The organism is Paenibacillus macquariensis, assembly GCF_900156375.1.
GTDB lineage: Bacteria > Bacillota > Bacilli > Paenibacillales > Paenibacillaceae > Paenibacillus_AQ > Paenibacillus_AQ macquariensis.
Genome location: NZ_FTNK01000002.1, coordinates 513,290 through 525,976, shown reverse-complemented (window position 1 = coordinate 525,976; position 12,687 = coordinate 513,290). Strand labels below are relative to the sequence as shown.

Annotated in this window: 7 protein-coding genes; 2 read left to right on the top strand and 5 right to left on the bottom strand. The window is 40.6% G+C overall.

Translation table 11 applies throughout. The annotated features are described in order from the left end of the window. Window positions 1-22: 22 nt before the first annotated feature. The 3 genes from treC to BW961_RS05400 form a co-directional block, all read right to left on the bottom strand. On the bottom strand, window positions 23-1,726 hold the full coding sequence (treC, locus tag BW961_RS05410) for an alpha,alpha-phosphotrehalase (protein ID WP_068581721.1): 1,704 nt from the start codon (window positions 1,724-1,726) through the stop codon (window positions 23-25). Window positions 1,727-2,194: 468 nt separating this feature from the next. Next, window positions 2,195-3,142 (bottom strand): alpha/beta fold hydrolase, encoded by a 948-nt coding sequence (locus BW961_RS05405; RefSeq protein ID WP_068581717.1) that lies wholly within the window; start codon window positions 3,140-3,142, stop codon window positions 2,195-2,197. A gap of 83 nt (window positions 3,143-3,225) precedes the next feature. Continuing rightward, window positions 3,226-4,269, bottom strand: a complete 1,044-nt coding sequence (locus BW961_RS05400) for a peptidoglycan DD-metalloendopeptidase family protein (RefSeq protein WP_244555878.1) — start codon at window positions 4,267-4,269, stop codon at window positions 3,226-3,228. A 186-nt stretch (window positions 4,270-4,455) separates the two neighbouring features. Here BW961_RS05400 and BW961_RS05395 point away from each other — a divergent pair, with 186 nt between their 5' ends. Further along, window positions 4,456-5,196 carry a response regulator transcription factor gene (locus tag BW961_RS05395; protein ID WP_068581954.1) on the top strand — a complete coding sequence of 247 codons (741 nt, stop codon included), beginning with the start codon at window positions 4,456-4,458 and terminating at the stop codon, window positions 5,194-5,196. Next, the gene (locus tag BW961_RS05390) at window positions 5,193-6,968 is read left to right on the top strand and encodes a sensor histidine kinase (RefSeq protein ID WP_068581712.1); all 1,776 of its coding nucleotides are present in this window, start codon (window positions 5,193-5,195) and stop codon (window positions 6,966-6,968) included. Before BW961_RS05395 ends, BW961_RS05390 begins: the two co-directional genes overlap by 4 nt. 143 nt (window positions 6,969-7,111) lie before the next feature. On the opposite strand, the gene BW961_RS05385 is transcribed toward BW961_RS05390, so the two are convergent. Both BW961_RS05385 and BW961_RS05380 read right to left on the bottom strand, forming a co-directional pair. After that, on the bottom strand, window positions 7,112-9,184 hold the full coding sequence (locus BW961_RS05385; protein WP_068581709.1) for a serine hydrolase domain-containing protein: 2,073 nt from the start codon (window positions 9,182-9,184) through the stop codon (window positions 7,112-7,114). Between the two features lie 176 nt (window positions 9,185-9,360). Continuing rightward, the gene (locus BW961_RS05380; protein ID WP_068581705.1) at window positions 9,361-12,531 is read right to left on the bottom strand and encodes an ATP-binding cassette domain-containing protein; all 3,171 of its coding nucleotides are present in this window, start codon (window positions 12,529-12,531) and stop codon (window positions 9,361-9,363) included. Between the last annotated feature and the right edge of the window lie 156 nt (window positions 12,532-12,687).

Here is a 12,687-nt window from a genome sequence, read left to right as displayed (position 1 = left end):
TCCTTCACTTCGTTGTTTTGTTCTATCGGATAATCCACATATAAGACGCATAAGGCATGAGTTCAAGCGTCTTTCCCCAGGAAGGAGTATGGCGGGTATTCCCGATTAGTAACTCCGTATCTCTGCCTTCTGCACGGGCGCTCCAGAAATCCTCTGCAAAAGTAAATGCTGTCTGCTCGCTACTAAAATTGGAGACGATAATAAGTGTTTCTGCATCCGTGATTCGTGCATAGGCGAAAACTTCAGGGTGCTGATCATCCAGTCTCTTGAAGATGCCATCGGTTATAACAGGCTCCTGCTTACGTAGTTGGATCAGTTTTTTATAATGGAAAAGAATTGAATCAGCATTAGCCTGCTCTCTTTGAACATTAATCTCCCGGTATCTTCCATCCAATTTGAGCCAAGGTTTACCATTTGTAAATCCGGCATTTTCAGTATCATCCCACTGCATGGGGGTTCGGGAATTGTCGCGTGAGCGCTCCCGTATGACTTCAAGTGCTTCTACACTGGTAAGTCCTCGTTCCTGTAAAATTCGGTACATATTCGTTGATTCAATATCATTGAATTCGCTGATATCATGCCAGTCAGGATTGGGCATCCCAATCTCTTCTCCTTGGTATACATAAGGAGTACCCTGTAGTCCATGCAGCGTAGTAGCTAGCATCTTAGCGCTTTCTGAGCGGTATTCTCCATCATCAGCGAACCGAGATAATGCACGCGGTTGGTCATGATTATTCCAGAAGAGAGCGTTCCAGCCGCCTGCACGCTGCATTCCGGTCTGCCACTTGGAGAACAATTCTTTCAGTTCTTCAAAATCATACGGCTTCAGCTCCCACTTCTGTCCATTCTTATAATCCACCTTCAGGTGATGGAAATTGAAGGTCATCGAGAACTCTTTCTCCTGCGGATTGGAATAACGTATGCAATGTTCCAGGGTAGTTGAAGACATTTCACCTACAGTTACAAGGTTGTACGGTCCGAAAACCTTCGAATACAGCTCCTTAATATACTCATGGACCCTTGAACCATCTGTATAGAACTTCCGGCCGTCACCGGGAGCAATACTTCCGTCATCATCAGGAAAGGTCTGATCCTTGGAGATCAGGTTGATTACATCCATCCGAAACCCTTTGACCCCCTTCTCCGCCCAAAAAATCATCAGATCTGCGACTTCCTGTCTAACTTTCTCATATTCCCAGTTCAGATCCGCTTGTGTCTTGTCAAATAGGGTAAGAAAATACTGACCTGTAGTCTCCTCGAATTGCCATGCTGACCCACCGAACTTCGACTGCCAATTATTAGGTACGCCACCACCCGGAGCAGGATCTCTCCAAATATAATAGTTGCGATAAGGGTTGTCCTTCGATTTCTTAGCCTCCTGAAACCACTGATGTTCTGTTGAAGAATGGTTAACAACGATATCTGTCATCAGGTGCATACCGCGTTTCTTCAATTCTTTCATCAGTTCCTCAAAATCTTCCATCGTCCCGAAGTTAGGATCGATCCGACGGTAATCCGCAACATCGTAACCGTTATCATTTTGCGGCGATACGTAGATCGGTTGCAGCCATACAATATCAATTCCCAGCTCCTGCAGATAATCGAGTTTTCCGATTAGACCGTTGATATCCCCTGTACCGTTACCGGTAGTATCTTTGAAGCTCTTGGGATACACCTGATATACTGTTGATTTCCGCCACCATTGTTCTTCCGGCGTATTTACCATTTTTTGTCCCTCCTAGTTGTTATGTAAACGTGTACATGTGAAATAATAAATTTGCCGATCTTCAGCAATGAATGCATAATGGTTTGTTTACAACCTGTATATACAAGATTGGATTTTACACCTGTATATACAGGTTTGTCAAACCTAGAGGTGGTTTTTTAATCTCTGCCTTTTTAATAGCTTTATTTAGTTTGTTACAAAAAAGTACAGCTATACCATTTACTTAAACAATATCAATTGGTTATAAACTTAGAGTGTGTTTGAAGTCCGGCAATTTATCGTATAGTGCCTCTTCACCAGAGCGTAAATATTAAGACGTTTTTTTGAGCATATCTTTCGATAAATCGTGCGCTTTTAAGGATTTGCATATCTCCATAATAGACAAATGTTGTTCTTTCTCTTTATATGAAAAGAGTCGAACGATTCACTATACACTGTGAATTGTTCGACTCTTTAAATTTATAAAATCTACTTGTCTGATTCTACTTTTTCCATAAAGCTCCTAAAATTTTCAACGATTTCTTTTGATTTAGTATGGTGCAAATAATGTTCCCCTTCAAGTTCGATTAATTTTCCATTCACAGAATCCTTTATCTGTTCTTCATGCAGTGGTATCCATCCTTCAACATCCGTATTACTTTTTTGTAAAAAGAATATAACAGGAAGTTTGTTAGGGAATTTGAAATTTTCGGCAGCTTTAAAATTATGTTGGAAATTTTCCCCTTCACTTATGATATTTGGGTTCATCGCGTTCTTAAGAGAAATTATTCTAATTTGCTCTCTTGTTGCATCATCAACTGCTGGTGCAATAAGTTGGTCAGGAGTTAGTTTCATGATCAACCTGTAGAAACCTGATTTTTTGAGTGTTTGATAGATTTCTGTTGGAAACTCATCATCATTACCACCCTGCGTTGGAACACTGCTATCGATCCCGACAAATGCATTCACTTCGCTTTCATATTTGTTCACATATTCTAATCCGTAAATTCCGGCAATGGAGTGACCCATCAGCGTGTATCGGTTAATATTAAGTTTTTGTAAACATTCATGAATTTCAGCTACAATATTTTCAATGGTTCGCTCTTTGTCTGATACATCACTTAATCCATAACCAAAAGGCTCAATCACGACTACTTTGTAAAATGGGGATAGCTCTTCTACGAGTGGCTTAAAATCAATACCTGGCGCTCCTGTTCCAAAACCTGGTATTAGTACAACAGTTTCTTCGCCTTTGCCTTGAATCGTAACATTCATATTTTTTCCATCTACGGGTACAAGCTGACCATAAGATTCTATTTTACCGTTCTCCACTTTGTTGCAGACAATATTAACTGTATATACAATGGCTAGAAAAACACCTATTGCTACAAGGATTGCTCCTATTGATATAAGTATAAATTTAAGCGCTTTTTTCATAATTGAATTCCCTCCTGATGTTTGCTTCGTTTGTTTCACTTCATCCATTAATGAGCTTCGTGCTGATTAATTTATTCATAAAATTATTCGGCCTTTACAATCTCTCCCTGCACAGGAGTGATCCCTTCCTTCCAATTAATATTAATCGAACGAGACTTGAATAGTTCTGCACCGTCTGACACCTGATAATGAAGATGCGCTTCGCTAGAATTGCCTGAATTGCCAAGCAAACCGATTTCCTCACCACCACTCACCTTATCCCCTACTTTAACTTTAACGGAGCCTTTCTTCAGATGAGCCAGTACGCTATATTCACCGCCATGATCAATAACAACCTCATTACCAGCAGGTACTTTCTCGTTCATCACGCCAACGGGCTCATTATCCGGAATATCATTTACGATCGAGACCACGGTTCCGTCTGCTGGTGCAAGAACGGGCTGACCGAAGGCGTAATAGCTTTCATTTTTCAATGGATCTCCTTTATAGGAATAACCGTCCTTGCTCTGTACAATATCATACGCATATCGCTGACTTTCATGTTCGTAGTGATAATTAACAAGGACATTCGTTCCACCCCAGATAATATACCACTCCCCACTTAAAGGCCAATCGTATTTAATTTTGGTCAAACGATTGTCCGTTTCCGGAAAAGTAGTAAGTTCCTTGGTCTGAAGTCCTAATATAGTTCCTTTCTCATCAAAAACAGTAGTCAGCCCCATTTTCCCAGAATCGCTTATCCATGAACGTTGATCGCCACCATTATGCTGCATGATCGAAGCCTGCTTAAACGAATGAACACCCTTTAGTGAATCGGGAGCCATGCTTACAAAATCAGCTTCGCTCAACTGTTGTTTAAACTCATCGCTAAAATGGGCATACACCTTCGCATACTTTCCTTCAAGTAGTGCCGCAGGCACTTCCTCAGGCTTCATCGTTTGCACCTCGACATTCGTTGTTTCAGCTGGTTTGTCTATAGTTACTGCCGCATTTTTTCCTCCGCATGCCGTTATGATAGCTGCCAGTGTACCAACTGCCAGTACTATTTTGCTATAGTGGATGAGATCCAACCTGTTCTTTCTAGTCATTTTGTTCAACTCCAGCACCCCCACATTTTTAAATATCATTGCCTTTGACTCCCTAATTCTAACAAACCAATCTTAGGTCCCGTATAACGCAGACTTAACTATGTCTTAACTCTCATCCATGACTTCAGTGGACAATTAAGCTTCCGTTAAGGTAACGCCTCGTTCACGTCTAAGAAATCATGATATGATGGAATGAACGACTATGGTGAAGAAAGGAATGAGAACATGAACACTGCGGCAATTTTACTTGTCGATGACGAGCAATCCATTCTTGAACTCATGTTGACTGTCCTTCGTAAGGAAGGATATACGAATGTAGATACGGTCATGACTGGTGAAGCAGCAATTGCTGCCTGCGAAGCGAAAATCTATGATTTGATCATATTAGATGTCCTCTTACCTGGACGTAGCGGAATCGAAATTTGTCCATTTCTCCGTCAAACGACGGATGCTCCAATCTTGTTTCTAACTGCACGCGAATCTGACTTTGATAAGCTGACTGGATTTGCTGTAGGCGGCGATGATTACATTACCAAGCCTTTTAATCCGATGGAAGTTGTTGCACGCATACGCTCGCACTTAAGGCGTTACCTAGGAGCAAAGCATGCAGCCAAAGTACAGCCTTCTGACAAAATAAACGCGATGTATGACTATGGACATTTCCAGGTTGATGAAACAGCCGGTATGCTTCGCGTTGAGCAAACGGTAGTAGCCTGTCCAGCGCTAGTCTTTCAGTTGTTGCTCTTCTTATGCAAAAACCCTAATAGGCTTTTCAGTAAAAGCGAGCTATATGAAAGCGTCTGGGGGGAAGAAGCACTGCACGATGACAACACTGTCATGGTTCATATTCATCGCATCAGGGAAAGAATTGAGCCTGACCCTGCTAACCCGATCTTTATCGTAAACGTTAGAGGACTTGGGTATAAGCTTGTACAAGCGGAAACTTGGAGTCCTCAACAATTATGAACATCAAACGAAAATTAACGATACGATTCGTGCTTCAACTAGCTACCGCCGGCGCATTCGTGCTTCTTATTACTGCAGTTACGCTTTTTTGGATATTTGGTCGCTTAAACGATACCCTCATCTCCCGAGATTTTGCTTCTGTTGGATTAGCTCAGCTTGTAGCATCCTCCGAATTGGGTAAGGAGGGCATTCGCTTTGCTCCGCATTTGCTTGAACAGGTAAAGAAAAACGGCGGATGGCTGCAAAGTCTTGATGAGAACGGTCAAGTGGAGCAATCCTACAATACACCAAAGGATGTGCCAAAGAAATATGCACCCGGCGAGTTCCTCTCCTATTGGACAGGCGCCAAGCCTTTCCCCTATCAGATATATCTTTGGATCCAAGAGAAAGACGGTCGAACATTTACATTGTTATATGGCGTGTCTAATGATATGGGCACGTTATTAGAACAAGTAAGCAGTCAGGGGTCATTATCTTCTAATGGAATACTGATGTTACCTAATGATGTAACCACGCGTCTTAAGCATCTTGACGGTTACGTTCAATTACTAGATGCAAATGGCTCTGAACTAGCTGCATTCAATCGACCTGCATCTGCACCGAACACCTATACACTTCAGGAGCTTGCTCTACGCACAATGTACAATGAAAGATACGGCTTCCATCTATCCTCCGTATATGTTAATGAAAGCGAACTTACCTGGGTCGTCAGTCTTCCAAATTCTTTTGGCAAGCCAATAAGCGATAGTTGGCTTTTATCTGCTGAAGCGAGAACAATATTCATCGGTATATTTGTAATGTTCTCAGCTATATTGTTATCATTTCTGTTGCTTTCACTATGGCAGGCACATCGGTTCGGCGTCCCATTGCTTCATATCCTCACATGGCTCGATGAGCTCGGTAATGCTGTATACCAAGAGCCATTAGATCATAGAGGCATTCACCGCAGCCGGATGCGTTCAGGAAAATGGAAGCGTCGTTACCGCATTTTTGCTGATGTAATGTATTCAATAGACAAGCTCTCAGGCACCCTACAAAGAGATCAGGTATTGCGTCAGCAAACGGATAATATGAGGGAAGAATGGATCGCTGGAATAACCCATGATCTGAAAACGCCACTTGTTTCGATTAAAGGCTATGCGCACTTGCTTGCTGAACCGCAATATGATTGGACGGCGGAAGAGATTCGTAAGTTCTCAGGTACAATGTTGGAAAAATCTGCACATATGGACATGCTGATTAATGACCTTGCAATGAGTTATCGATTGAAGAGCGGTGTCCGACCGCCAGAATCCGAGGAGATTGAGCTCAATAACTGGTTACAGGAAGCGTTAAAGCAAGCGGCAACCAACCCTTTTTACAAGAAAGAATCCATTGTATATAAGCCTTCTCCTATCGATATAACCGTTAAACTGTATACCCCTTGGTTGGAGCGGATCATTAACAATTTAGTAGCCAACGCCCTGCTCCATAATCCGCCAGATACGACACTTACTGTCTCGGTTATCCCAGACAAAGGTTGTAAAGGATATACTATTCAATTCGCTGACAACGGTACGGGTATGGATGAAAGTACAGCAAATCGATTGTTTGAGCGATACTACAGGGGAACCAATACCTCTTCGACACCGAACGGAACAGGTCTTGGTATGGCCGTATCCAAAGGGTTGATCGAATCCTTGGGTGGTCAAATTATCGTAGATACGGCTTTGGGAAAAGGCACTGTCATTCGCCTTATTTGGAGTAAAGATGAAGTTGCCATTGGGAACTGAATGAAACGTAACATTCTAATAACAACATTAAAGCTCATATAAATAAAAAAGAACACCGGTAACTTTGAGCAACCTCAAATTCACCGGTGTTCTTTATATAAAATAGCCTTTGATACAATCAAACCAACAATTCAACGAATGATCTACTTCTTCAACGAAATGTTAAATGAAGAGCCAGCCTTACCAGCAAATACAATCGTTCCATTCTCAGGGAGAACAACTTCATTATTTCCGCTAATCAAGGAGTAATTCACGCATGTTCCTTTTCCGTCATATACCGCAAAAGCGCTATTCTCGGGCATCACAACTGTCATCTTCTTGCCAACAACTGCTTTAGACACGCTATACCATCTGGCGTTGCCATCCGGTTGCATAGTTACTGTAGATTGTTTCCCATTATAGAGTGGCAATACTTTATCCTCACTGACATACAAGCTTCCAGCTGCCTCGAGGTAGTCAATACCGTCCTTCGTGTAAAAATGATATTCAGCCGTATCCCGGCTTCCCATGGCAGGAATTTGATGCTGGCTCTCAGCCGTATCGGGGCCTGTAATTTTCTTATCCCCTAGATAACCTTTCAAATCTTGGGTACGGGTAATCTGGATTGTTGGCTTAATAATCATGTACATAAGAGAACTGAACTTCTCACTCACAGGGTAATACGTTTTACCTTCTCTCTTTGCCCATACAGCTTCCGTCTCTTGAGATAGCGTATTGCTCTCCAACTTCTCAACTAAGTACTGAGATAAAGCCAATTGTCCCAACTCCGGAACGGATGCATATTCTCTACTCCACAGGTAAGTTCGACCATTCTTTTCAGTTACAACACTGATCTTCGAGGTTCCTTCTTGGTTAACAAAAGATCCTTCAGAGGTGTAGATAAACTTTTGTTCAGGATATTCGGGAATACTAGGTACCGATAATGATAGCTCTCCATTTTTTATAGCAACTTTAACTTGTTGATTGGTAGTCCCATAATAGCCCGAGTACTTTGTGATGTCGTTCGGCATGTCAGCCTTGACCGGCTTGCCGAATGATTTCTCCGGATTGATGTCTTTGATCGCGCCCTTCTCTTTCAATGCTTCTAGAAGAAGTTCGTTGGCCAGAAGCTCGTTCGTCGAACTACTACCGCCTGACGATAGAACTGCAGCAGCCATGTTCTGCTCTGGAAGCACTACAAGAGAAGCATGATACAGAATCGTGTCTCCTCCCTTGCTGAGACCTTTTATTTTATAATCGTTAAACGGAAACAACCTTACACTATCCCAGCCAAGCCCGAAGTCAAACAAATTATCCGCTTCGTTGGGCCATAATCCCTTTTTGTATTCCTCTTGTTCCATTGCCCGTAACGCCTTGTCTGATAAGATACCGTCCTCTTGTCCTGTGAATATTTGTGAGAATTGTACCATATCCTCAGCTGTGGAATAGATTCCGCCCGTTCCAATCACGTTAACAGTCTCATTTGGAAGCTGTTTTTGATTTGTTGGATAATAAAGACCAGCAAGTTTATTTGATTCTAATATGTCTTGCGATGTCTTTGTATGCTTCATTTCTAACGGTTCAGTAAAATATTGATGAATGAATGCGGTGAATTTCATACCACTAACTCGTTCTACGAGAATTTCAGCCAACGTGAACCCATCGTTGCAATATACAGAGAATGCCCCAGGATCAGCCTTCAAACCCTGTGTAGACAAATGCTCTAGCAGCTTATCGTGTGCGTACGTGTCATTATCATCGAACAGAAAAGCATTACCCAAGCTTGACCCTTGAAGCCCCGAAGAATGATTCAACAGCATACGAGGCGTAATTTTCTTATAACGTTCATCTATCATTTTGAAATCCGTTATGTACTCTACCAAGGGGGTATCCAGGTTGATTTTCCCTGAATCTACTAATTTCATGACGGCAACAGTCGTAAACATCTTACTCGTCGATCCGATACCATACATGGTTTCTGTGGTGAGAGGGATCTTCCCTTCCATGTCATTTATGCCTGTCTGACCCGACACTTTAATCTTGCCATTGTCGATCAAAGCATACTGTACGCTGATCGTACCGTACTTCTCGGTAAGTAGCGCCGCTTTCTCAGAAGCGATCTTCGCCAGTCCCTGATTTGAAGTTACAACATCGCTAACTGATGCTAGTGCCGCTGTCGGGACAAGCGGTGTTAATGCAATGGCAGTACTCAGCATCCATATCAACCTTTTTTTCATTAAAAAACCTCCTTAATTATCAAACTATGATTTATTACGTTCAATATGATAAAATGGTTCATTTTTCCATAAAAAAACCAATTTCTCCGTAATTGAATAGAGAAATTGGGCATTTAAGAATAGCAAAAAACTCATCTGCCATTCATTGCAAATGAGTTTTCTTTACTGACTGACATCTAATTATTGTGCTCAAGGAATTGATGAATTGCCATCATTTCTTGTTTATTCAACTCACGAATACGATTGAAAATTGGAATATCTGCAACTGCATCAAGATTCAAGCTTTCAGTAACAACATCACTTACTTTGCCAGTTAGCCATGTTTGCACGTCTATGCCTTCAACGATTTCCTTACGTCCTTCATCATTGATGCCACTTGCATAACAACTAACACATGGAATCGTTAATTTATATACACCATCATGGAGTCCATCTTCCGAAATGACTTTCTTCCCTTTACAGAATGGACATGGATGACTTGCTTTAATCTTATTAATTAGGGTGACAATTTTTTTGTAACCAAACGCTTCATAGACATAAGTTAGTTTTTTGTATTTGCCATTGGTGAAATACTTATCAATGATCGTTTCTCTCGTTTCGGTGATATTGGCAAAATCACAGATAGTGATCTGATTATTCATACTGATGGATTCGATACTGGAAGCTATTCTGCCCCAGAATGGCAGGACATTGTATAAGACCATTTCATAGTGCGCAAAGCTTGCCAGCTCAAGTTCAAGCATTTTCAGAGCAACTTGTGTTTCCCTAGGCATTAGAGAGACATCTTCTGTCAAGATCATATCGCTGCCGACAATGTCCATCATTTTTTCTAATACCTGTAATTCACCAACAGTTCTCATGACTTGATCAAGAGGCTGCCTAATAATCTCACGAATATCTGTGTCGCCAAATTTTAACTTTTTATGATGATTTAGCACGGTTCCTTGACAGATTGGACAAGTAATCATTTTTTTGGACTCTTTGATATGCTCTTTAATAATCGATTTCGATACAACCATATACATCCCAATGATGTGATTAAAGCCTTCCCAGGTCCTTGATGCCTTGCCTGCTTTATCATAGAATGACTTTTCCCAATACCCGTATAAAAAGGTATGCTTTTCAGCTTCTGTCATCTCATTAATACTTTTGCTTATATCCTGACCCAGCTCATTCTTAATCTCATAAAAGATGAATTGTAATTTTTCAAATTTATAGAATTTCAAAATATCCATCGCATCTGGATGCAATAAGCCATCCCAGAATGGCACGGTTTTGTCCTGAACAACAATATCAAAATCAAATTGTTCAATCACCCCACGGCCCTTGCAGCTTGGACAATGATTGTCTTGATGATAGAAATCAAAGCTCTTCGTATCTTTATTGGTTGGATGCTCCGCTACAATATGGTTGATCAAGCCACCAATCTCATAGAAAAATGTATATTGACTATACAAGTGCCGTTCCATATCGATCGCGATGACGGGTGCTATTGTTTCGGACTCGTATTCACCATAAATCAGACGGGCCATGGAAGATAAGCTTTTTAAGATGCCTCCCTTATAGATGTTCTCTGCATTTTTAAAATAGGCAATCTGATTTTCTTTTAAGTAGGTAATTCCATTTTGTAGATGGAGTGTTGAAGAAATTTGTGATGGAGCCACACTGTCTGCACTGTTTTGTTGGCGAATATAATCATCATAACTGACAACATCAAGATGCTCCACAGGTGCAGGCTGTCTTTTACCAAAGTCAACGATAAAATCAGAGTTATCCAGCATATACGAATGATGTTCGATCATTATTATAGAGACAGATTCATCCTGAAGAATGCCCCTAATACTATCAATAAATTGATTTAAAATATTTTGTGATAAACCTTTGGAAGGCTCATCAAAAATAAATAGCGTATTTGGGTTTCTTGAGCCCGCAAACAGCTCAGAGACTAAATGGACACATTGAAATTCACCCGTCGATAAAGTCTGTGTTTTTCTTTCCAACGTCAAATAACCAAGTCCAAGTTTGATTAATAAGCTTAAGCGTTTATGAGCGATGTCATCATTTGGCAGTTCATCAATAATATCTTCAATCGAACGCTCAAAAATATCATCAATATCTTCACTATATTTTGTAAGCTTCCTTTTAATATCAAGAAATGTCGCAACGGTTGACCGGCTGGTAATCGATTGGTTTCGATCTTGCCCGACGATGACTAATTTATCTTTAGGATATCGCTTCAGAAAATCTTTGGCCATACATTCATTGACCAGTGTAGATTTACCACATCCAGACTCACCCGTAAAGGTTACAAGTCTATTTTGGGGAATCTTAATTTCTGCCATTTGAATATTACGACAGTAAAGATCATGAAATTGATAGTATTCTGTTGGCATTGCCTGATTTCGTTCCCAAGTGATTGGCCCAGGACGTGGTGATTCTTCAACAATTTTCCCGCCGTATTTACCACTACCAGGTCCAAAGAACAAGTGCTTATCTGTTGTGTCGAGCACCGTATCAGAATGGTCAATGAGCCAAATTTGATTCTTATATCCCAATTGCTTAATCTCCGCTAAAATTTTCAATAGGGTTTGGTGATCAAGACCAACGGAGATTTCATCAATGATAATAACCGTATTTTCACTTGTTGCCATGAATTCCGCCAAGTAAAGTCGCGTTAATTCTCCACCTGACAATGTACCCATAATACGATTTAATGTTAAGTAACCAATATTCATGTTAATTATATTTGATAGAATTCGTAGTTTACCTTCACTAATCTTTAATACTTCTGCTAGTGAGACAATGGATTCAATGCTTAAGTCGTTGATATCGGAAATACTGTGTGCTTGATCAAACAATTCAATTTTATATTGTTCAACTTCTTGATTATAGCGATTCCCCTTACACTTTTTACATTCGACATTTTTAGTCGTTCCGCGACCTTTACAATCTGGACACCAGCCTAATTCATTATTAAATGAAAACACTTCAGGAGAAAGATTATATTTGTCAGCAAGAGTAACACGAATCTCTGTAAACACACCCGTATGTGTGCCGATGGTTGAACGTGGATTTGAAGAAATAGATGCTCTACCTAGAAACAGTACAAGTGGCATTTCTTCCATCTTGATAGCACTGAAATTGGTTTCCATAATATTGGGGAATAAATACTGATATTCAGCTTTTGGCAATAGGGACACGAGACGTTTCTTGGATTCTTCACCAATGGTTTGACAAAAAGTTGTTTTACCCGATCCAGACAAACCAGCAATGCCTAACGATTTATCTACGGGTAGTACGGCATCTAACTTATTAATATTGTTCGCAATTAATTGATTTATTCTCATAGTGGTATCCTCTCCCATCTCTAACTGAATTTGATAACGGATTCCCTTATACCATTAAAAATGACGCTTTCCGTGTTCCAGAAAAGCGTCATATTGTTGAAGAATGGATAATTTGTATCAACGATTAATATAAGTCATTATCGAGGATGAAGAAAT